Source organism: Kitasatospora sp. NPDC096147, assembly GCF_044763225.1.
GTDB lineage: Bacteria > Actinomycetota > Actinomycetes > Streptomycetales > Streptomycetaceae > Kitasatospora.
Genome location: NZ_JBIWFX010000003.1, coordinates 251,789 through 270,872 on the forward strand (window position 1 = coordinate 251,789; position 19,084 = coordinate 270,872).

Sequence of the window (19,084 nt, forward strand, 5' to 3'; positions counted from 1 at the left end):
GCCCTCAGCGGGGCCGGCCGGTCGGCGGCACCGGGGCCGGCCGCTCGCAGCCGGTGGACGTGACCACGGGTGAGCCGCTCCCGGCCGCCGAGGTCAGGCACTCCATCACGTCCAGCACGTGCAGGGCGAGATCGGCCGAGGCCCGGTGCGGGAGGCCGGTCACCAGCGCGCGGGCCAGGTCCGCCACCCCGGCGCCCCGCGCGGCGCCGGGCTCCCCAGCCAGCGGGGCCACCGGCTCCCAGGCCGGCGCGCCGGCCCGGTGCAGCTCGACCGGGCCGTCGAAGTCGTTCGGGTCCGGGACGGAGAGCGAGCCGGCCGTGCCGTACACCTCGATGTGCGGCAGCCGGGCGGCGTGCACCTCGAAGCTCATCAGCAGCGAGCTGACCGCCCCGCCCTGGTGCTCCAGCAGCCCGGTCAGGTGGGTCGGCACCTCGCTGGTGAAGCGGGCCCCGGCCCGGGGGCCGGTGGCCACCGTGCGCTCCGGGCGCGGGGTGGCGGCCAGCGCGCTGACCCGGCGGACCGGGCCGAGCAGGGTGACCAGTGCGCTGAGGTGGTACGGCCCCATGTCGAACAGCGGGCCGCCGCCCGGGCGGTAGTAGAACTCCGGGTCGGGGTGCCAGAGCTCGTGGCCCGGGGTGGTCATGAAGGCGGTCGCGGCGAACGGGGTGCCGATCTCCCCCGCGTGCAGCAGCGCCCGGGCGGTCTGGGTGCCGGTGCCGAGCACGGTGTCCGGCGCGCAGCCGACCCGGACCCCGGCCGCCTCGGCGGCGGCCAGCACCGCGCGGGCCTCGGCGGTGGTGGCGGCCAGCGGCTTCTCGCCGTAGACGTGCTTGCCGCCGGCGATGGCGCGCAGCGCGACCTCGGCGTGGGCGGCCGGGACGGTGAGGTTGAGCACCAGGTCGACGTCCTCGGCCGCGCACAGCTCCGCCACGGTGGTGACCCGCGCCCCGGGCGCCCGGGTGGCCGCTCCCTCGGCCCGGGCCCGGTCCAGGTCGGCGACGGCGGTGACGGTGGTCTCCGGCTGCCGGGTGAGGGTGTCCAGGTAGACGCCGCTGATCTTCCCGGCCCCGACCACCCCGACCCGCAGCGGCCCGCGCGGGGCGCTCACGCCGCGCCCCGGGCGGCCCAGTGCATGCCCTGACGCAGCATCAGGTCGGCCTGCGGGTGCGCCAGGTCCTCCAGGGTGTGGCCGAGCACCGAGACGAAGACCCGGCCCGCGCCCCAGCGCCGGGCCCAGGCGACCGGCACCGTGACGCCGGCCAGCTCCGGGTGGTCCGGGTCGGCGGCGAACTCGGTGACCGCGAGCGGGACCACCGCCGGGTCGAGGTGCAGGTAGTACTGCTCGCTGGTCAGCTCGAACGGCTCCACCCCGGCGGTGGCCGGGTGCTCCCCGACCGGGGTGACCAGGTAGCGGACGTGCTCCGCGGGGTGGTGGACGAACTGACCGCCCGTCATCAGCTGGTACGCGGCGCACTCCCGGAAGGCGTCCACGATCCCGCCGTGCCACCCGGCCAGCCCGGTGCCGGCCCGGACCGCCGCGATCAGCCCGGCGGCCTGGGCGTCGGTGACGGTGCCCATCGTCCAGCTCTGCACCACCAGGTCGGTGCCGGCCAGCAGCTCCGCGTCCAGGTAGCTGTCCAGGGTGTCCGAGACGGTGACGGCGTAGCCGTCCCGCTCCAGCCGCTCCGCGTACCGGTCGGAGGCCTCGACCGGCCGGTGCCCGGCCCAGCCTCCCCGAACCACCAGCGCCGTCCGACCCGCCCGTGCCATGTGCCCTCCCCTGCCTCCGCAACGGTGAAATGTTACATGGCACCACGGATTCGGACAGGGGTCCGGACGGGATCGGACGGAACCGCTCAGCCCTGCCGGACGGCGGCCTTCTGGATCTTCGCGCGGCGCAGGTAGTACAGCGCGATGTTGCTGGACACCCCGGCCATCAGCACCCAGACGACACCCAGCCAGGTGCCCTCGACGAACGACACCACGGCGGCGGCCACCGACAGCACGAAGACGATCGAGGCGTACAGGGCGTTGCGGGGCATGGCGGGTACTCCTTGGCCGGGGCTCGGGTCGCCGTCCATTCTCGCCGACGGCCCGAGCTCTCCCGGCCGGGGGTGGCCCGGCCCGGTCAGACGTCGGTCACCCGCAGGCCCGCGTGGGCCTTGTAGCGGCGGTTCACCGAGATCAGGTTGGCCACCAGGCCCTCGACCTGGTGGGCGTTGCGCAGCCGGCCGGCGAAGATGCCGCGCATGCCGGGGATCAACGAGGCCAGCGCCTGCACCAGGTCGGTGGCCTCGCGGTCCTCGCCGAGCACCAGCACGTCGGTGTCGATCCGCTCGATCTCGCGGTCCTGGAGCAGCACGGCGGAGAGGTGGTGGAAGGCGGCGGTGACCCTGGAGTCCGGCAGCAGCGCGGCGGCCTGCTGGGCGGCGCTGCCCTCCTCCACCTTCAGCGCGTAGGCGCCCTGCTTGTCGAAGCCGAGCGGGTTGACGCAGTCCACCACGATCTTCCCGGCCAGCTCCGCGCGGAGCTCGGTCAGGGTGGCGGCGTGGCCGTCCCAGGGCACCGCCACGATCACGATGTCGCTCTCCCGGGCGGTGGTCGCGTTGTCCGCGCCGCGCACCCCGTAGCCGATCTCGGCCGCCGCCTCCTCGGCCCGGCCGGCCGTCCGGGAGCCGATCACCACCTGCTGCCCGGCCCGGGCCAGCCGGTAGGCCAGCCCCCGGCCCTGGTCGCCGGTGCCGCCGAGCACGCCGACCACCAGGTGCGAGACGTCGGGCAGGGCCGGGGCGCCGACGGGCGGGTTCACTGCATCGTGGGAAGTCATGCCGGAATCCTGCCAAACCCCTTGCCCGCTCTCCATGCTGACGGGTCATGGACGCGATGAGAGTTTCGGCACTCCGGGCCGCGCTGGCCGGCTCCGGCTGGGTGGAGCGGGCCGGGGACTTCGCCGGGGCGCTGCGCCGCTCGACCGGTCGGCGGACCGCCTCGGGCCTGCTGCTGGTCGGCACCGAGGCGTACGAGCCCTGGCACCTGGCCGCCCACCTGGACGAGGAGGCCGCGCTGACCGGGCTGCCCGGGCTGGCGCCGACACTGCTCCGGCACCGGGTCGAGGAGCGGGCCCCGGCCCATCTGGCGCACGGGGTACGGCGCCTGACGGAGGCCCGGCGCGGCGCCACCGTGCTGCTGGTGGCGCCGGCGGCGGCCGGCGGGGCCCTGTTGGAGCGGGTGCAGGACGCCCGCCGGGGCGGGGCCACCGTGCTGGCGCTGGACGGCGGGGACGAGGAGCTGGCCGGGCTGGCGCACGAGCGGCTGTCCGTGCCGGCGGCCGGGGCCGAGGAGGCCGAGGGTCCGTTCGAACTGGTCCAACACCTCGTCAGCTCCGCCGCCGGGGCGCCGTCCCCGCGCGGCCGACTGGCCCGGCTGGCCGATCGGCTGGCGGGCTCGCCGGTCGCCCGCTGGTAGCGCCCGGGAGCCACGGACGGGCACTCCGGGACGAAATTCGCTTGCCGTGGCGAATCACCCCGTCGCAGCATGGCTCAACGTGACTTCCGAACCTCCTGACGCTCCCCCGACCTCGTTCTGGCAGCGGCTGCGCCCCGATCTGACTCCCTGGCGCTCCTCCCGGGACTTCCGGCTGCTCTGGAGTGCCGGGTGCGTCTCGTCCTTCGGCAGCTTCCTCACCTACGTCGCGGTGCCGCTGCAGATCAAGCACCTGACCAACTCGCCGATCGCGGTCGGCCTGATCGGCGCGGTCGAACTGGTCCCGCTGATCGTCTTCGGCCTCTGGGGCGGCGCGCTCGCCGACGCGCTGGACCGGCGCAAGCTGGTGCTCTGCTCGGAGGTCGGCCTGCTGCTGCTCTCCGGCCTGCTGCTGCTGAACGCGCTGCTGCCCACCCCGGTGCTCTGGCCGATCTACGTGGTGGCCGCCCTGGTCGCGGCGGCCGACGGCCTCCAGCGCCCGGCGCTGGACTCGATGACCCCCCGGATCGTCCCGCACGACCAGCTGACCGCCGCCTTCACCCTGCTCTCGCTCTACCGCAACGCCGCCTCGGTGGCCGGCCCCGCGCTGGCCGGCGTGATCGTCGCGGTGGCGGGGGTGAAGACCGCGTACGCACTGGACGTGATCACCTTCGCGGTCTCGCTGGTGCTGCTCTACAAGATCCGGGCGGTGCCGCCGTCCACCGGCGCCGAGAAGCCCTCGCTGGGCGCGATCGCCAACGGCATCAAGTACGCCTGGAGCCGCAAGGACCTGCTCTCCACCTACGTGATCGACACGGTGGCGATGCTGTTCGCCTTCCCCGTCGCGATCTACGCCTTCTGGGCCTCCGACCTGAAGGCCGACTGGGCGCTCGGCCTGATGTACGGAGCCACCGCGGCCGGCGCCCTGGTGGTCTCGGCCACCGGCGGCTGGACCTCGCACGTGCACCGGCACGGCCGGATGCTGGTCTTCGCCGCGCTCGGCTGGGGCGTCTCGATCGCGCTGGCCGGCCTGGTCGGGAACATCTGGCTGGTGCTGCTCTGCCTGGCCCTGGCCGGCGGCGCCGACCAGATCAGCGGCGTGGCCCGGTCCACCATCTGGAACCAGTCCATCCCGGACGAGTTCCGCGGCCGGCTGGCCGGGGTGGAGCTGCTCAGCTACTCGGTCGGCCCCCAGCTGGGCCAGGCCCGGGCCGGCGGCATGGCCACCGCGATCGGCGTCCGGGGCTCGGTCTGGGCCGGCGGGCTGGCCTGCGTGGTCGGCGTGCTCGCGCTGACCGCCGCCGTGCCGCGCCTGCTGCGCTACGACGACCGCACCGACGAGCACGTGGCTGCCGTCCGCGCCCAGCACGCGGCGCAGGCCGCCGAGCGGGACGCGCTGGCGGCCTGACGTCACGTCAGTTCTGCTGCTCCCCCTCGGGGGTGTCGTTCCACGCCGGGTCGTTCTTCCACTCCCGGTTCCGCTCGGCCGCCGTCTCCAGCGCGTGCGCCGCCTCCTCGGGGGTGGCGTACGGGCCGAGGCGGTCCTTGGCCGGGCACTCCGGGCCCTCCTCGACCTTGGCGTGCTTGATGCAGTAGAACCACTCACCGGGCTTACCGGTGGGCTTGCTCTTCCCGAACGGCATGTCATCCTCCTGGTCTGGTGCGGTGATCACCTACCCTCGCGCCAGCTTCGCACGCACAGCCGAGCGGGACGATCTCCGGCCGATAGACTCCGGCCATGGCTCTCGTACCCGGCATCCAGTCCCCCACCCGCAAGGTCCCGGCGCACATCCCGCGCCCTGAGTACGTCGGCAAGCCGAAGCCGGCCCCGTACACCGGCCCCGAGGTGCAGACCGCCGAGACCATCGAGAAGATGCGGATCGCCGGGCGGATCGCGGCGGAGGCGATGGCCGAGGCGGCCAAGCTGATCGCCCCGGGCGTGACCACCGACCAGCTGGACGCGGTGGCGCACGCGTACATGTGCGACCACGACGCCTACCCGTCCGACCTGGGCTACCGGGGCTTCCCCAAGTCGGTCTGCACCTCGATCAACGAGGTGATCTGCCACGGCATCCCGGACTCGACGGTGCTCCAGGACGGCGACATCGTCAACATCGACGCCACCGCCTACATCCACGGGGTGCACGGCGACCTGAACGCCACCTACCTCTGCGGCGACGTGGACGAGGAGTCCCGCCTGCTGGTCGAGCGCACCCGGGAGTCGCTGGACCGGGCCATCAAGGCGGTCAAGCCGGGCCGGCAGATCAACGTGATCGGCCGGGTGATCGAGTCCTACGCCAAGCGCTTCGACTACGGCGTGGTCCGTGACTTCACCGGACACGGCATCAACACCTCGTTCCACTCCGGCCTGATCGTGCCGCACTACGACAGCGAGCGGGCCACCGAGGTGATCAAGCCCGGGATGACCTTCACCATCGAGCCGATGCTCACCCTGGGCACCTACGACTACGAGATCTGGGAGGACGGCTGGACGGTGGTCACCAAGGACCGCAAGCGCACCGCCCAGTTCGAGCACACCCTGGTGGTCACCGCCGACGGCGCCGAGATCCTCACCCTCCCGGGCGACGCGGCGTGATACGCCCGGCCGCTCCGGCGGACGTGCCGACGGTCCACGCGATGATCGTCGAGCTGGCCGCGTACGAGCGGGTGGCGCACCTGGTCGAGCTCACCGAGGACGAGCTGCGCACGGCGCTGTTCGGCGAGCGGCCGACCGCACGGGCCCACCTGGCGGTGGGCCCGGACGGCGAGCCGGTCGGCTTCGCCCTCTGGTACCTCAGCTTCTCCACCTGGCAGGGCACCGGCATCCACCTGGAGGACCTGTACGTCCGGCCCGCCGCCCGGGGCGGCGGGTACGGGCGGGCGCTGCTGCGGGAGCTGGCGGTGATCTGCGCCGAGCGCGGCTACCGGCGGCTGGAGTGGTGGGTGCTGGACTGGAACGAGCCGGCCATCGCCTTCTACAAGGCGCTCGGCGCCGTCGCCCTCGACGAGCTCTCGGTCTACCGGCTCGGCGGCGCCCCGCTGGCCGAACTGGCGGCCGGCTGACGCCGCGCCGGACGCACGGACGCACGGACGCACGGACGCACGGACGCACGGACGCACGGACGCACGGACGCACGGACGGGGGGGGGCCCGGGGGGGGCCCCCCCCCGCCGCCCGCCGGGGGGGGGGCGGGGGGCCGCCGGCCCCCGCGCGGGCCGCCGCCCCCCCCCCCCGGCCCGGCCCCCCCCCCCCCCCGCCCCCCGCCCCCCCCCCCCGCGGGGGGGGGGGGCCCCCCGGGCCCCCCCCCCCCCCGTCCGCCGTACGGGGTCTGACCGGGCGTCAGCCGATCAGCCACTGCTCCTCGGCCACCGCACCGACCTCGGTGCAGGCGTCGGTGAGCACGTCCAGCACCCGCAGCGCGTCCGGCAGGGCCAGCTCGGGCCCGCGCAGCCAGCGCACCTCCGAGCCGTCCGGCAGGGCCGCCGGGGGCAGCAGGGTGTAGGAGCCCCGGCAGTGCCAGCGCAGGCCCGGGTGGTCCGACATGGTGTCAGGAGTGCTGTCCAGCACGCTGGGCCACCACTCGTCCTCGTCCACCGGGGTGCCCCGGGTGGCGGTGAAGAACAGGTAGCGGTCCTCGCCGACGGCGGCCACCGGGCCGTGCACACCGAGCGCCTCCAGGCGCTCCAGGGCCAGCCGCCCGGCCTCGGCCGGGACGTCCAGCACGTCGTGGGCGCGGCCGGTCGCGGTGATGAAGTTGGCCTGCGGATCGCGGGAGAGCCAGAGCGTCAGCTGCTCCGGATCGACGGTGGCCTGGGTCTGCCAGGCGAACGAGACCGGGTGCTGGGCCGGCGCCGGACAGCCGACCCGGTCGCAGGAACACCGGTGCCCCGCCGGATGTGCGGCCGGGGCCAGCGGGAATCCCGCCCGCACCGACGCGAGCAGCAGCTCCAGCCTCCCGGCCGGATCGCCCCCCGTACCCGGCCCGGTGCGCTCGCGGTCACGCCGCTGCCACCAGGCCGTCCACCTGCTGCTGGCTTCCATCGGACCCCTTCCGCACCTGCTCTAGCTGCCGTGCCTGGTGTGACACAGCGACCGACGCAATCATCCGACGCAACGCCGGAGCCCACCCCGTTGCTTCCCCGGGGTGCAGTCGGTCCGGCAGCTTCGCCGAGGGCCGGAGCCGGGGTTGCCGGACGGCCGAGTCGCCCGGGGTCACCGGTACGGAGGGACGAGGTCCTCGCCTCGTCGAGGGGCGCGCCGCGCGCGCCCTCCCGGCCCGCGTCGGGGCCCGCGTACCTGGAGATCCCCAGGGGCGTACAGAGCAGGATAAGGGTGTCGGGGGGGCCGTTTTGACCGGGGGCGGTGCTGCGCTGGTCACACCGGCTGCCGAAGCCCTCCACCGGACCGTCACACCCGCCGGCCACGCGTAGGCTGGCCAGGTGAGCAGCGTCGACACCCCCTTCAGCGGCGGCCCCCTGGACGGCCGGTCCCTGGCCGTCGGGCGGACGCCGCTCGGCAGCGTCCCGAAGTACTACCGGGTGCCGGTGCCCGCGCACGGCGACACCCCGGCCGTCACGCTGGTCTACCGCCGGGCCAAGGAGTACGACCCCAAGGGCCGCTGGCGCTGGCGCTACGAGTACCAGGACCCGGCCACCGATGGCCCCCCGCAGGAGGACTGACGGGCCGTCACGCCTCCTCGGCCAGGATCAGGTAGAGCTTCTTGCGGGCCTCGGTGAGCACCGCCAGGCCCTTCGCCCGCTGCTCCTCCGTCCCGGTGGTCATCACCTGACGGATCGCCTGGTCCACCGCGCCGAGCGCCTGCCCGACCTCCTGCACCGCCTCCCAGTCCAGCCCGCGGCCGGCCTGCTCCCAGGGGTTCGGCGCCCCCGCCTCGGCCTCCGCCCGGCCCTGCTCGGTGAGCTCGAAGAGCCGCTTGCCCGAGCCCTCGTTCCCGACGATCAGCCCCTCCTCCTCCAGCAGCTGGAGCGTCGGGTAGACCGACCCCGGGCTCGGCCGCCAGGCCCCGCCCGAGCGCTCGCCGATCTCGGTGATCATCTCGTAGCCGTGCATCGGCCGCTCCAGCAGCAGCGCCAGCAGCGAGGCCCGCACGTCGCCGCGCCGGGCCCGCCCGCCGCGCCGCCCGTGCCCGGGGAACCCGCCCCGCCCGCCGCCGTGCCCGAAGGGCCCGCCGAACGGGCCGCCGAACGGGCCGCCCGGCCGGCCACCGCCGAAGCCGCCGAATCCCTCGCGCCGCTCCCGGCGGCGCCCTTCCCTGTCGTATCCGTTCCCGCGCATGGTGATCACTCACTTTCGTCGATGGTTCATCGAGCTATCTCGATACTTCGACGATATATCGGTAACTATCGCTCGTCAACGATTCCGCGCCGCGCGTCCGCCGCCCCGTGACGGCGGGGTCGGACGGATCGGGGTGGTGCGCGGGCGCCGAGGCCGGGACGGGCGGAAGCGGCGGCGTCGACGCCCGCACCGAGGGGCCGGAGCGGACGGGGCGCCGGGCCGGACGGCGGCTGCGGGCCACCGGATTCCCCGGCGGCCGGGCCGTCGAGCTCACTAGCATTGCCGCATGACCGGTCGACGTCAGCTGATACCTCGTCTGTCACTGTCCCTGCCACTGCTGCTGGCGTCCGCGCTCTCTCTGGCGGCCTGCAGCTCGACGCCCTCCAAGGCCACGGTGGCGGCACGCGAATCCGCCAGGTCCGCCTGCGTCTCCCTGCAGCAGCTGACCGATCACCTCGCCCGCCCCCGGCCGGCGAATCCGGGCGACCCCTACTACGAGACCGCCGAGCAGTACCTGAACACGGCGACCAACCGCGCCGCCGAAGCGGCGCAACAGGACCACGGCTACCAGGAGTTCGCCGACACCCTGCACCGGGCGGCCCAGACCTTGCAGGTCACCTTCCTGCTGGACGAGGCGGAGCCACTGATCCAGCAGGCACGGAAGAAGAACTGCTGACGCTCCCGGCGTGCCCGGACCCGGCGGTGACGTGGAGCTTCCGGCCCGGCGGAGCTGCTGACGGTGCCCCGTGGCAGACTCCGCGCCATGAACATCACTGGTGTGAACCGCAGTTGGGAGGAGTGCGTGGCGCTCTTCGAGAGCCGTGCGCTGCCCGAGTCCAGCTACGAGAACCTCTACGAGGAGTCCTACGACGTGCACACCGGCAGCCTGACGCTGCCCGGGGCGCTCGACCTGGACGAGACCGATCCGTACGGCACCGGCTTCGTGGTCGACGGCGACCTGACGGTGGCGGGCGCGGTGCTCAACCTGGACGACGGCTGCCCGGCGCTGATCGTGCTCGGCGACCTGGCGGCGGACGCGGTCTACCTGGAGGGCGACGCCAAGCTGCTGGTGCGCGGCGCCGTCCGGGTGGGCGCGTTCGTCGGCCACTACACGGACAAGCTGGTGATGATCGGCGGCGACCTGGTGGCCGGGGCCACCGTGCTGTCGAACGGCTTCTTCCCGGATCTGGTCGGCGGCGCGCTGACCGGGCCGGTGCTCGCGCCGGCCTACGCGCTGGCCGAGTTGGACCACGAGGTCGCACCGTCCACCGCCGCCGGGGTGCTGGTCCCGGAGGTCCTGCTGGCCGACGGGGAGGAGGACGACCGCGGCTTCGACGCCCCGGGCGTGCACGGCGGCCGGCTGCTCGACCGGCTGGTGGCGGGCGAGGCCGTGGTCGCGGGCGGACGCTGACGGCGGCGGGCGCTGACGGCGGGCACGCCGGTGGGCGGGCCCGGCTGACGCGGAATCAGGCCGCGAACAGGGCGAGGCGTTCCTCGTCCAGGTGGGCCCGGAGGATGGCCAGGGCGCGGACCGTCTGGGACTTCACCACGGAGCGGCTGACGCCGAGGATCTCGGCGGTGGTCTCCACGCTGTGGTCCTCCCAGTGCCGCAGCAGCACGATCGCCCGGTCGCGCGGGGCGAGCAGGGCGAGGGCGTCCATCAGGGCCAGCCGGACGGCGGTGGTGTCCTGGCCGGCTCCGGCCGGGGTGTCGGGGAACCGGTCCACCGTCAGCTCGGTGGAGCTGCGCAGGCGTTTGTGGTCCAGCAGGGAGTTCAGCAGCACCTTGCGGGCGTACTGGAACGGGTCGCTGTCCTCCCGGGTGAGCCGGGGCCAGGCCAGGTACATCTTGGTGAGCGTGGTCTGGGTGAGGTCCTGGGCGAGGTGCCAGTCACGGCACATCAGGTAGCCCAGCTGGCGCAGGCGCAGCGTGCTCGCCTCGGCGAAACTGACGAACTCGGCTTCGTTGCGCACTTCTCGGCCCCCAGGGTGGTGCGGTTCTGTCTCGGTAGCGGTGGTGCCGCGGCCCTGCCGGGGGCCGCGGCCGGTCTGTCCGGCTCAGCGGAGCGACGGTAGGGACGGGTGGGCGGCGGCAGCCTCCCGCTTGACCTGCTCGGGCACCTGGTAGGAGATGGCCGGGTCGGCGGCCAGGGCCACCGCCTGGTCCACGCTGAGCGGGGCGGCACCCCGCTCCGGCCGGGTGCCGTCGCGCCCGGGCACGCAGCCGGCCACCTCCACGGTGACCACCGTGCCGTCGGCGTGACGGGACTTCACCACGGTGTCCAGCGCGCAGTCGTTCGCGTCGTGCCGGATGCCGACCTCCCGGCCGCCGGGGTCCGTGCCGCAGGTGAAGCCGGTCGGGCAGCTCGTGTCGCTGTAGGTGGTGGCGACGAAGACCGTGACCATCCCCGGGCCGGCGGCGGTCCGCACCTGCACCTGGGCACCGGCGGTGTAGCTGCTCGGCAGCCCGTCGGGCTGGGCCGCGTAGCCGCTGGTCTCCAGACCGGGCGGCAGCAGTCGCAGGAGGGTGACCAGCACGGCGGAGTCCGTGGTGGGCGCCGACATGACCACCGAGGGCGTGGGCGACGGCGTGGCGGACGGCGGGGGTTGCGCGGCCGGTGTCGCCGACCGTGGGTCGGGGGGCTGGTCGGGGGCCATCACCACGGTGGTGACGGTGTCCCTGGTGTACGGCCGCAGCGGGCCGCAGACCATCACGACCCCGGCCACCGCGAGCACCGAACCGGCCAGCGCTCCGGCCGCCCGCCGGCGTCGCACCCGTCGGCCCTGCCGGACCGCCTGTCCGACCAGATCGCCGAGCGGTGGCTCGTCGAGGAGGGCCAGCTCCCCGTCGAGGTCGGCACGGAAGTCCTTCATGTCTGTCGCCGGCTCCCTGTCGTCGCGCACGCCTGCTCGCGGGCCGCCCGGACGCGGCCCCCTCCAGGAGGACGGGTCGGGCGACCGGTTCGGTGACGGGCGGACGCGGAATTCTCGCACGGGCACGCACCACCCCGGCCCGGCGGGCCGTCCGGCGGCCGGGGCACGGGCTAGCGTGGGCGCATGACGGCCGGTGAGAGTGATCTGCGGAAGTTGCTGAGCGGGATGAGCCCGGAGCTGCACCCGGGGAGGTACGTCTACTGCACGCTGCCGGGCCGGGTGCCGACCGGGCTGCGGCCGGTGGTGACGGTGGCCGAGGCCGAGGGACCGACCGTGGTGGTGACGCAGGAGGAGGCGGACTCGCTCGGGCTGCGCTACGCGTACGTGGCGGCCTGGATCACCCTGCGGATCCACTCCGCGCTGGAGGCGGTCGGCCTGACGGCCGCGGTGGCCACCCGGCTGGCCGAGCACGGGATCAGCTGCAACGTGGTGGCCGGCTTCCACCACGACCACCTGTTCGTCGCCGCCGAGGACGGCGAGCGCGCGGTGCGGCTGCTGACGGAGCTGGCGGCCGAGCAGGGCTGAGACCGGGGCACCTGAGACCGGGACACCTGAGGACGGGGCACCTGACACCGGGACGCCCGGGACCGCGGCACCCCGGGGCGTGGGCACTGGCCGTCCACGCCCCGGGGGTGACGCCGGGTCAGTGGCAGGTGCCGGTGCCCTTGTCGTTGTAGGTCTTGCCCGCCTGCGGCACGAACTCGTAGTCGTAGCTGTTGGCGTGCAGGGTGAACTTCAGGACGCCCCAGGTATCGGCGTTCCGGGCCTCGCTGTTCTTCTGGATGGTGCCGAAGCCGTAGAAGCTCGCACCGCCCATGCCCGCGACGAAGCTGCGCAGACCGCGCGCGTCGTCCTTGTTGCCGTTGGCGTCCTGCGGGGCGAACCGCTCGTAGGTGTGGTTGTGGCCGGTGACCACCACCTCGGCGTTGTAGTCGTAGAGCGCCTGGTAGAGCGGGCGGGTCGCGGTGGACGGCGCGTGGCTGGAGCTGGAGGTGTACAGCGGGTGGTGCCAGTACGCGATCGTGCAGGGCTTGTTGCTGGCCGCCAGGTCGCCGCGCAGCCAGGTCTCCTGGGCCGAGCCGGCCGACATCGCGATGTTGGAGTTCAGCGCGACGACGTGCCAGTTGCCGAGGTCGTAGGAGTAGTAACCCTTGCCCGACTCACCGGCGTTGGCACCGAAGTAGTTGTAGTAGCCGGTGGCGCCCGAGGTGTTGTAGTCGTGGTTGCCCGGCGCCGGGCGGGTGCGCGCCTTGTGGCGGCCCCAGGTCGGCTCGTAGTAGGAGTTGAACTCCGAGGCGGTGCCGTTGGTGTAGACGTTGTCGCCGGCCGTGAAGACGGTGCCGGGGATCTTGTCCAGCAGCGCGGCGGTCGCGGTGTCGCCCGAGCCGGAGTCCGCGATATCACCCGCGCCGACCAGCACCGGGTCGCCGGACGGCGGGGTGGTCGAGGGCGAGGGGGACGGCGTCGGGGTGGGCGTCGGGGTCGGGGTCACCGAGCCGGACGGGGACGGCGAGGGGGTGGGGGTCGGCCCGGAGGTGGTGAGCACCAGCTGCGGGGCGTCCGCTCCGCTCTCCCGGGTGTCGTAGTAGGCGCCGTCCGAACTGGTCGAGCTGACACCGAAGCTGAAGGTGCCGTTGCCGGTCACCGCCGAGGTGACGTCGATCTCGTACCAGGTGTCCTTGGAGATCGAGCCCAGCGTGGCCAGGGTCGCACCGTCCAGGGCGGGCTTGTTGTTCCAGGTGGTGCCGGTCTCGCTCCAGCTGGTGTTGGAGACGGACTTGAAGACACCGCCCTTGCTGGCGCCGCTGTTGCCGCTGATCGAGCGGACCCGGAGCTTGGCGCCGGTGACCGGGGCGGTCACCCCGCTCACGGTGAACTTCAGGAACGCCTGCCGGACCGGCGAGTTGTCCGCCACGAACTGGGTGGAGGTGCCGTAGTTGGTGCTCGGCGTCGAGTCCTGGACGTAGGTGTCCGCGACCGGCGTGAAGGTGGTGGTCGCCGCCGACGCGGTGGGAGCGGTCGCGGTGAGGAGCGTCGCGGTGAGCGCGGTGGTGACCAGACCGGCGGAGGCGGCGGTCGCGGCTCGCCAGGATTGGCGCTTGCCCATCGGAGAGTCCCTTTCCTGGGGGGAGAGGCCCGTGACCCGTGTCACGAGCGGGGGAAATCCTGGGGGTGCTGCCGGGCGGATCCCGCACACGGAGGTGAACAACTCGCGTGCAGGACATGAGGATCAGGGGATGTACGCGGTCAAGTCATGCCCGGACACCGGCTGTTCACCCATCGCATGCCGATCCGCTACCGAGGCCCTGTTGTCCAGCCGGGCCCGCGCACCTCAGGATGTGAGCCGTCCACGCCATCTTGCCGCTGCGCGCCGCCCGGAGGAGCTCCGTGTACCTGTCCACGATCGGGCGCCCCCGCACCGACGGCAGCCGGGCCGGCGTCAGGATCGGCGCCAACGTGCTGGCGCTCGGCAGCGTCAGCCTGATCACCGACGTCTCGGCCGAGATGGTCACCGCCGTCCTGCCGATGTACCTGGTGCTCGGGCTCCAACTCAGCCCGCTGGCCTACGGGATGATCGACGGTCTGAACACCGGGGCCACCGCGCTGCTGCGGCTGGCCGGCGGCTGGACGGCGGACCGCTTCCGGCACCGCAAGGCGGTGGCCGGGGCCGGCTACGCGCTCTCCGCGGTCGCCAAGCTCGGCCTGCTGCTGGTCGGCCGTTCGGCCACCGGCATCGGGCTGGTGGTCGCGGTGGACCGGGCCGGCAAGGGCCTGCGCACCGCGCCCCGGGACGCCCTGATCACCCTCTCCACCCCGCCCGAGGCGCTCGGCCGGGCCTTCGGGGTGCACCGGGCGATGGACAGCTTCGGCGCCTTCCTCGGCCCGCTGGTGGCGATGGCGGTGCTGGCGGCGGCCGGCCAGTCCTTCGACGCGGTCTTCGTGGCCAGCTGCTGCATCGCGGTGCTCGGGGTGGTCGTACTGGTGCTCTTCGTCCGCGACCAGCGCGAGGAACTCCCGCCGGTCCGGGTGAAGTTGGACGTACGCGGCCTGCTGGCGGCGGCCCCGGTGCGGCGGCTGACGCTGGCCGCCGTGCTGCTCGGCACGGCCACCGTCGGGGACGGCTTCGTCTACCTGCTGCTCCAGCGCCGGGAGGACCTGGCGATCGGCTGGTTCCCGCTGCTCGCGGTCGGCACCAACCTGGCCTACCTCCTGCTGGCCGCGCCGCTCGGCGCGCTGGCCGACCGGGTCGGCCGGCTGCCGGTGCTGCTGACGGCCTATCTGGCGCTCGCCGGGGTCTACCTGTTGCTGTTCGGCCCGCTCGGCGGCACCCCGCTGCTGATCGTGGCACTCGGCCTCTACGGCCTGTTCTACGCCGCCTCCGACGGGGTGCTGATGGCGCTGGCCGGGCCGGTCCTGCCGGAGCGGCTGCGCACCACCGGGATCGCGCTGATCCACACCGGCCAGGCGCTCGCCTACCTGGTCTCCTCGCTGCTGTTCGGCCTGGCCTGGCAGCTCTGGGGCCCGGCCACCGCCACCCGGCTGGCCGCCGGGGCCGTCGCCCTGGCGATCGTCGCCTCCGCCGTCCTGCTGTTCCGCCTGCCCGGTGCCATCAAGGAAGCCACGTGACCAGCCAGTCGACCCGCGAGACCGCCGCCACCACCGCTCCCCCCGCCCCGGGCGGCCCGAGCACCCGCACCAAGCTCGGCGTGCTGGCGGCGGTGACCGCCGTGCTGGCCGCCGTCGCGGTCGGCTACGGCCTGGCGGCGGACGGCAAGGGGCGCTCCGCCGGCCGGGCGGACGGCGCGGTGCCGCTCGAACTGACCACCGACGGCGCCCGGTTGCTGGTGGTCGGCGACCGGTACCTGAACACGGTGGCCGCCGCCGAGCCCGACGGGCCGCGCCAGGTGGGCACCCTGGAGTGCGTGCGGTCCTACGCGGCCGGCGGCACCGGGGTCTGCGCCCACCCGGACACCCAGTGGTCCTACCGGATGGTGGTGCTGGACCGGGAGCTCAAGGAGACGAAGTCCATCCCGATCCCCGGCCTGCCCAGCCGGGCCCGGGTCTCGGCCAGCGGCCGGATGGTCAACTGGACCACCTTCGTCGGCGGCGACTCCTACAGCGGCGGCGGCTTCTCCACCCGGACCGGCGTCTACGACACCCGCACCGGCCAAGTCCTCAGCACCCTGGAGGAGTTCGCCGTCACCCGGGACGGTCGGCCGTACCAGTCACCGGACGTCAACTACTGGGGCGTCACCTTCACCGCCGACGACAACCGCTTCTACGCCACCCTCTCCACGGCCGGCAAGCGGTACCTGGTCGAGGGCGACCTGGCCGCCCGGACGGTGCGCACCGTCAAGGAGAACGTGGAGTGCCCCTCGCTCTCCCCCGACGGCACCCGGCTGGCCTTCAAGGAGGCGGTGGACGCCGATCCGGCCAAGGGCTGGCGGCTCTCGGTACTGGACCTCGCCACCATGGCGGTGACCGCCACCGCCGAGACCCGCAGCGTGGACGACCAGGCGGCCTGGCTGGACGACCGCACGCTGGCCTACACCGTGCGCGACGGTGCGGGCAATCCGGAGGTCTGGTCGGTACCGGCCGACGGCTCCGGCCAGGGACAGCTGCTGGTGGTGGGCGCGGAGTCCCCCGCCGCCCTGCGCTGACACCCGGAACCGTTGCGCGGTCCGTACTCTGACGACCCGTCGGCCGACCTGATCAGGGCGCACCCGAACCGACCCGGGCCCTTGACAGGTGTAGACCAATGCGGTTCAGTCCACCGTACGGTTCCGTACCGGCCCGCACCCCCACGACCGCGGGTCCCCCACACCGGACGATCCCGTCCTCGACCCGTGCGGCCCCCCACCGCACCCAGGGGAGACAGAAAGTGTCGACAAAACGACTCATGGCGCTGTTCGCCGCACTCGCGGTGGCGGTCGGCTTCGCCGTGTTCCTGCCCGGAGCGGCCTCCGCCGCCACCTGCGCCACCGCGTACAGCTCCTCCGCCGTCTACACCGGCGGCGCCGTCGTCTCGTACAACGGCCACAACTGGGGCGCCAAGTGGTGGACCCAGGGCGAGACCCCGTCCACCGGCGGCTCCGGCGTCTGGGCCGACCAGGGCGTCTGCGGCGGCGGGGGCAACCCGAGCCCCAGCCCGAGCGGCAGCACCCCCAACCCCTCGCCGACCCCCACCGGCAACTGCACCTATCCGGCCTGGGTGGCCGGCCAGACCTACACCACCGGCGCGATCGTCAAGTACACCGACGGCCGGCTGTACGTCGCCGAGCACGACAACCCGGGCTACGACCCGGTGATCTCCACCTGGTACTGGGACCCGTACACCTGCGGCGGCGACAACCCCACCTCGTCTCCGAGCCCGACCGTCAACCCGGGCGGATTCGTGGTCAGCGAGGCCCAGTTCAACCAGATGTTCCCGAACCGGAACTCCTTCTACACCTACGCCGGCCTGGTCAACGCGCTGAGCGCCTACCCGGCCTTCGCGGGCACCGGCTCGGACACCGTGCGCAAGCAGGAGGCCGCCGCCTTCCTGGCCAACGTCAACCACGAGACCGGCGGCCTGGTCTACGTGGTGGAGCAGAACACCGCCAACTACCCGCACTACTGCGACACCTCCCAGTCGTACGGCTGCCCGGCCGGCCAGGCGGCCTACTACGGCCGCGGCCCGATCCAGCTGAGCTGGAACTTCAACTACAAGGCGGCCGGTGACGCGCTCGGCATCAACCTGCTGAACAACCCCAACCTGGTGCAGACCGACCCGGCCGTGGCCTGGAAGACCGGCATCTGGTACTGGATGACCCAGAACGGCCCCGGCACCATGACCCCGCACAACGCGATGGTCAACGGCCGCGGCTTCGGCGAGACCATCCGCTCCATCAACGGCTCGATCGAGTGCAACGGCGGCAACCCCGCCCAGGTGCAGAGCCGGATCAACGCCTACCAGAGCTTCGTGCAGATCCTCGGCACCGTGCCGGGCTCCAACCTGAGCTGCTGACCGGGTAGTTCGATCCCGTCCGAGGTCGGCGGGTGCACCCCCCGTGGGTGCACCCGCCGACGCGTGCTCAGCCCAGCTTGGCCGTCAGCGACGGCGACGGCGCGGTGCCGCCGGCCGCCGGGGCGGCCGTGCCGCAGGCCAGCCGGGCCTGCAACTCGCCCAGGGTCCGGTTGGCCTCCTCGACCTTGCCGTTGTCGAAGGCGTTGTAGGAGAACGAGAGCTGGCGCTTGCCGCCCAACTGGCCCAGGATCTGGGTGCCGTAGCCCGGGATGCCGCCGCCGTGGCCCCAGTAGGTGCCGCACGGGGTGTCCTCGCGCATCAGGCCGAGGCCGTACGGCACGTACTTCAGCGACTGCGGGGTCACCGTGGTCATCTCGTTCAGCTGGGCCTTGGGCAGCAGCCGGCCGCCGAGCAGGGCCGCGTTGAACTTCGCCAGGTCGGCGGTGCTGGAGATGCCCGCCCCGGCGGCGCCCGCCATGCTCGGGTTGAGCCGCGTCACGTCGGCCCGGCCGCCGTCCGGCAGTTGCAGGTAACCCTTGGCGTGGACTCCCGGCACGGCGGTGTCGGTGGTGGGGAAGCTGGTGGAGGTCAGGCCCAGCGGGCGGACGATCCGGCGCTCCAGCTCGGCGTTCCAGCTCCGGCCGGTGACCTTCTCGACGATCATCCCGGCCAGGACGTAGTTGGTGTTGGAGTAGTGCCAGTCCGTCCCCGGGGCGAAGTAGGGCTCGTGCGCCACGGCGATCCGGACCAGCTCGGCCGGGGTCCGGTCCGCCCAGCGGCCGTGGTCCAGCCAGCGCCGGATGCCCTCCGGGGTGTCGAAGTCCTGGAAGCTCCGGTCCTCGGTGTAGTTGTAGACGCCGCTGGTGTGGTTGAGCAGCTGACGGACCGTGATGTTCCGCCCGTTCGGCACCGTGCCCGGCAGGTAGCGCTCGACCGGTGCGTCCAGGTCCACCCGGCGCTCGGCCTCCAGTTGGAGCAGCACGGTGGCCACGAAGGTCTTGGTCACGCTGCCGATCCGGAACCGGCCGTCGGCCCGGGCCGGGGTGCCCCGGTCCAGGTCGGCCTTGCCCGCCGCGCCCTGCCAGACCGTCCGGCCGTTCTCCACCAACCGGCCCAGGGCGGCGGTCGAGCCGCCCTCCACCACCACCGCGCGCAGCGCGGCGTCCAGCGCCGCCCGGTCGACCCGGGCACCCGCGACCGCGCCCGCGTCCGCCTCCGCCTCCGCCGTGACCGACACCGACCGCGCCCCCTCCGATGCCCCGGCGGCCCCCGCCACCGGCGCCACCACACCGACCACCGTCGCCGCCGCCAGTGCCACCGCAGCCGCTCGCAGGCCCGCCCCGCGCATGCCCTTGGCCATCTCTCAGATCCCCTCAGGTCAGTACCC

Annotated in this window: 22 protein-coding genes; 11 read left to right on the forward strand and 11 right to left on the reverse strand. The window is 73.7% G+C overall.

Translation table 11 applies throughout. From position 1 onward, the window contains the following. Positions 1-4: 4 nt before the first annotated feature. From ACIRBX_RS11610 to npdG, 4 genes are all read right to left on the reverse strand, one after another. Positions 5-1,108, reverse strand: coding sequence for a Gfo/Idh/MocA family protein (locus ACIRBX_RS11610; RefSeq protein WP_402295648.1), 1,104 nt, complete (start codon positions 1,106-1,108; stop codon positions 5-7). Then, on the reverse strand, positions 1,105-1,770 hold the full coding sequence (locus tag ACIRBX_RS11615; protein WP_402295650.1) for a ThuA domain-containing protein: 666 nt from the start codon (positions 1,768-1,770) through the stop codon (positions 1,105-1,107). Before ACIRBX_RS11615 ends, ACIRBX_RS11610 begins: the two co-directional genes overlap by 4 nt. Before the next feature lie 86 nt (positions 1,771-1,856). Next, on the reverse strand, positions 1,857-2,042 hold the full coding sequence (locus ACIRBX_RS11620; protein ID WP_402295651.1) for a hypothetical protein: 186 nt from the start codon (positions 2,040-2,042) through the stop codon (positions 1,857-1,859). Between the two features lie 86 nt (positions 2,043-2,128). Further along, positions 2,129-2,827 (reverse strand): NADPH-dependent F420 reductase, encoded by a 699-nt coding sequence (gene npdG, locus ACIRBX_RS11625; RefSeq protein ID WP_402295653.1) that lies wholly within the window; start codon positions 2,825-2,827, stop codon positions 2,129-2,131. Positions 2,828-2,874: 47 nt separating this feature from the next. On the opposite strand from npdG, the gene ACIRBX_RS11630 reads away from it, so the two are divergent. Together ACIRBX_RS11630 and ACIRBX_RS11635 are read left to right on the forward strand one after the other, a co-directional pair. After that, on the forward strand, positions 2,875-3,465 hold the full coding sequence (locus ACIRBX_RS11630; RefSeq protein ID WP_402295655.1) for a hypothetical protein: 591 nt from the start codon (positions 2,875-2,877) through the stop codon (positions 3,463-3,465). Between the two features lie 79 nt (positions 3,466-3,544). After that, a complete protein-coding gene (locus tag ACIRBX_RS11635; protein WP_402295656.1) occupies positions 3,545-4,870 on the forward strand; it encodes an MFS transporter in 1,326 nt (441 codons plus the stop codon). Positions 4,871-4,877: 7 nt separating this feature from the next. Here ACIRBX_RS11635 and ACIRBX_RS11640 read toward each other — a convergent pair whose 3' ends face one another. Beyond that, on the reverse strand, positions 4,878-5,105 hold the full coding sequence (locus ACIRBX_RS11640) for a hypothetical protein (protein WP_402295658.1): 228 nt from the start codon (positions 5,103-5,105) through the stop codon (positions 4,878-4,880). Positions 5,106-5,200: 95 nt separating this feature from the next. On the opposite strand from ACIRBX_RS11640, the gene map reads away from it, so the two are divergent. Continuing rightward, positions 5,201-6,058, forward strand: a complete 858-nt coding sequence (gene map, locus ACIRBX_RS11645) for a type I methionyl aminopeptidase (RefSeq protein ID WP_402295659.1) — start codon at positions 5,201-5,203, stop codon at positions 6,056-6,058. Then, a complete protein-coding gene (locus ACIRBX_RS11650) occupies positions 6,055-6,525 on the forward strand; it encodes a GNAT family N-acetyltransferase (RefSeq protein ID WP_402295662.1) in 471 nt (156 codons plus the stop codon). The genes map and ACIRBX_RS11650 overlap by 4 nt, the downstream gene beginning before the upstream one ends. Before the next feature lie 276 nt (positions 6,526-6,801). On the opposite strand, the gene ACIRBX_RS11655 is transcribed toward ACIRBX_RS11650, so the two are convergent. Next, the gene (locus tag ACIRBX_RS11655) at positions 6,802-7,503 is read right to left on the reverse strand and encodes a bifunctional DNA primase/polymerase (protein ID WP_402295664.1); all 702 of its coding nucleotides are present in this window, start codon (positions 7,501-7,503) and stop codon (positions 6,802-6,804) included. A 398-nt stretch (positions 7,504-7,901) separates the two neighbouring features. Here ACIRBX_RS11655 and ACIRBX_RS11660 point away from each other — a divergent pair, with 398 nt between their 5' ends. Next, positions 7,902-8,141, forward strand: a complete 240-nt coding sequence (locus ACIRBX_RS11660; RefSeq protein ID WP_402295666.1) for a hypothetical protein — start codon at positions 7,902-7,904, stop codon at positions 8,139-8,141. Positions 8,142-8,148: 7 nt separating this feature from the next. On the opposite strand, the gene ACIRBX_RS11665 is transcribed toward ACIRBX_RS11660, so the two are convergent. After that, positions 8,149-8,757, reverse strand: coding sequence for a PadR family transcriptional regulator (locus ACIRBX_RS11665; RefSeq protein WP_402295668.1), 609 nt, complete (start codon positions 8,755-8,757; stop codon positions 8,149-8,151). A gap of 286 nt (positions 8,758-9,043) precedes the next feature. Between ACIRBX_RS11665 and ACIRBX_RS11670 the strand changes: the two genes are divergently transcribed. Together ACIRBX_RS11670 and ACIRBX_RS11675 are read left to right on the forward strand one after the other, a co-directional pair. Then, positions 9,044-9,433, forward strand: coding sequence for a hypothetical protein (locus ACIRBX_RS11670; RefSeq protein WP_402295669.1), 390 nt, complete (start codon positions 9,044-9,046; stop codon positions 9,431-9,433). A gap of 87 nt (positions 9,434-9,520) precedes the next feature. After that, positions 9,521-10,168 (forward strand): hypothetical protein, encoded by a 648-nt coding sequence (locus tag ACIRBX_RS11675; RefSeq protein ID WP_402295671.1) that lies wholly within the window; start codon positions 9,521-9,523, stop codon positions 10,166-10,168. Between the two features lie 55 nt (positions 10,169-10,223). Here ACIRBX_RS11675 and ACIRBX_RS11680 read toward each other — a convergent pair whose 3' ends face one another. Both ACIRBX_RS11680 and ACIRBX_RS11685 read right to left on the reverse strand, forming a co-directional pair. Next, the gene (locus ACIRBX_RS11680) at positions 10,224-10,730 is read right to left on the reverse strand and encodes a sigma-70 family RNA polymerase sigma factor (RefSeq protein WP_402295673.1); all 507 of its coding nucleotides are present in this window, start codon (positions 10,728-10,730) and stop codon (positions 10,224-10,226) included. A gap of 84 nt (positions 10,731-10,814) precedes the next feature. Beyond that, positions 10,815-11,630, reverse strand: coding sequence for a hypothetical protein (locus ACIRBX_RS11685; protein WP_402295674.1), 816 nt, complete (start codon positions 11,628-11,630; stop codon positions 10,815-10,817). 183 nt (positions 11,631-11,813) lie between these two features. Between ACIRBX_RS11685 and ACIRBX_RS11690 the strand changes: the two genes are divergently transcribed. After that, positions 11,814-12,215 (forward strand): ACT domain-containing protein, encoded by a 402-nt coding sequence (locus ACIRBX_RS11690; RefSeq protein WP_402295676.1) that lies wholly within the window; start codon positions 11,814-11,816, stop codon positions 12,213-12,215. Between the two features lie 118 nt (positions 12,216-12,333). Here ACIRBX_RS11690 and ACIRBX_RS11695 read toward each other — a convergent pair whose 3' ends face one another. Then, positions 12,334-13,797: a DNRLRE domain-containing protein gene (locus ACIRBX_RS11695; protein ID WP_402295678.1), complete on the reverse strand. Its 1,464-nt coding sequence runs from the start codon at positions 13,795-13,797 to the stop codon at positions 12,334-12,336. Positions 13,798-14,078: 281 nt separating this feature from the next. Here ACIRBX_RS11695 and ACIRBX_RS11700 point away from each other — a divergent pair, with 281 nt between their 5' ends. The 3 genes from ACIRBX_RS11700 to ACIRBX_RS11710 all read left to right on the forward strand — a co-directional run bounded on the left by ACIRBX_RS11700 (position 14,079) and on the right by ACIRBX_RS11710 (position 17,697). Next, positions 14,079-15,317, forward strand: coding sequence for an MFS transporter (locus ACIRBX_RS11700; protein WP_402295680.1), 1,239 nt, complete (start codon positions 14,079-14,081; stop codon positions 15,315-15,317). Beyond that, positions 15,314-16,351 (forward strand): hypothetical protein, encoded by a 1,038-nt coding sequence (locus ACIRBX_RS11705; RefSeq protein WP_402295682.1) that lies wholly within the window; start codon positions 15,314-15,316, stop codon positions 16,349-16,351. Before ACIRBX_RS11700 ends, ACIRBX_RS11705 begins: the two co-directional genes overlap by 4 nt. Before the next feature lie 239 nt (positions 16,352-16,590). Then, complete coding sequence (locus ACIRBX_RS11710; protein WP_402295684.1) at positions 16,591-17,697, forward strand: glycoside hydrolase family 19 protein; 1,107 nt, start codon at positions 16,591-16,593, stop codon at positions 17,695-17,697. A 67-nt stretch (positions 17,698-17,764) separates the two neighbouring features. Here the strand turns inward: ACIRBX_RS11710 and ACIRBX_RS11715 are convergent, their stop codons facing one another. Then, positions 17,765-19,057, reverse strand: a complete 1,293-nt coding sequence (locus ACIRBX_RS11715; RefSeq protein WP_402295686.1) for a serine hydrolase domain-containing protein — start codon at positions 19,055-19,057, stop codon at positions 17,765-17,767. Positions 19,058-19,084: the final 27 nt, after the last annotated feature.

What these genes read in the sequence shown, in the direction of transcription:
- ACIRBX_RS11695 (WP_402295678.1), bottom strand. Translation starts at nt 13,797, where the DNA reads ATGGGCAAGCGCCAATCCTGGCGAGCCGCGACCGCCGCCTCCGCCGGT.
- ACIRBX_RS11640 (WP_402295658.1), bottom strand. Translation starts at nt 5,105, where the DNA reads ATGCCGTTCGGGAAGAGCAAGCCCACCGGTAAGCCCGGTGAGTGGTTC.
- npdG (WP_402295653.1), bottom strand. Translation starts at nt 2,827, where the DNA reads ATGACTTCCCACGATGCAGTGAACCCGCCCGTCGGCGCCCCGGCCCTG.
- ACIRBX_RS11665 (WP_402295668.1), bottom strand. Translation starts at nt 8,757, where the DNA reads ATGCGCGGGAACGGATACGACAGGGAAGGGCGCCGCCGGGAGCGGCGC.
- ACIRBX_RS11620 (WP_402295651.1), bottom strand. Translation starts at nt 2,042, where the DNA reads ATGCCCCGCAACGCCCTGTACGCCTCGATCGTCTTCGTGCTGTCGGTG.
- ACIRBX_RS11670 (WP_402295669.1), top strand. Translation starts at nt 9,044, where the DNA reads ATGACCGGTCGACGTCAGCTGATACCTCGTCTGTCACTGTCCCTGCCA.
- ACIRBX_RS11675 (WP_402295671.1), top strand. Translation starts at nt 9,521, where the DNA reads ATGAACATCACTGGTGTGAACCGCAGTTGGGAGGAGTGCGTGGCGCTC.
- map (WP_402295659.1), top strand. Translation starts at nt 5,201, where the DNA reads ATGGCTCTCGTACCCGGCATCCAGTCCCCCACCCGCAAGGTCCCGGCG.
- ACIRBX_RS11630 (WP_402295655.1), top strand. Translation starts at nt 2,875, where the DNA reads ATGGACGCGATGAGAGTTTCGGCACTCCGGGCCGCGCTGGCCGGCTCC.
- ACIRBX_RS11715 (WP_402295686.1), bottom strand. Translation starts at nt 19,057, where the DNA reads ATGGCCAAGGGCATGCGCGGGGCGGGCCTGCGAGCGGCTGCGGTGGCA.
- ACIRBX_RS11615 (WP_402295650.1), bottom strand. Translation starts at nt 1,770, where the DNA reads ATGGCACGGGCGGGTCGGACGGCGCTGGTGGTTCGGGGAGGCTGGGCC.
- ACIRBX_RS11685 (WP_402295674.1), bottom strand. Translation starts at nt 11,630, where the DNA reads ATGAAGGACTTCCGTGCCGACCTCGACGGGGAGCTGGCCCTCCTCGAC.
- ACIRBX_RS11655 (WP_402295664.1), bottom strand. Translation starts at nt 7,503, where the DNA reads ATGGAAGCCAGCAGCAGGTGGACGGCCTGGTGGCAGCGGCGTGACCGC.
- ACIRBX_RS11690 (WP_402295676.1), top strand. Translation starts at nt 11,814, where the DNA reads ATGACGGCCGGTGAGAGTGATCTGCGGAAGTTGCTGAGCGGGATGAGC.
- ACIRBX_RS11710 (WP_402295684.1), top strand. Translation starts at nt 16,591, where the DNA reads ATGGCGCTGTTCGCCGCACTCGCGGTGGCGGTCGGCTTCGCCGTGTTC.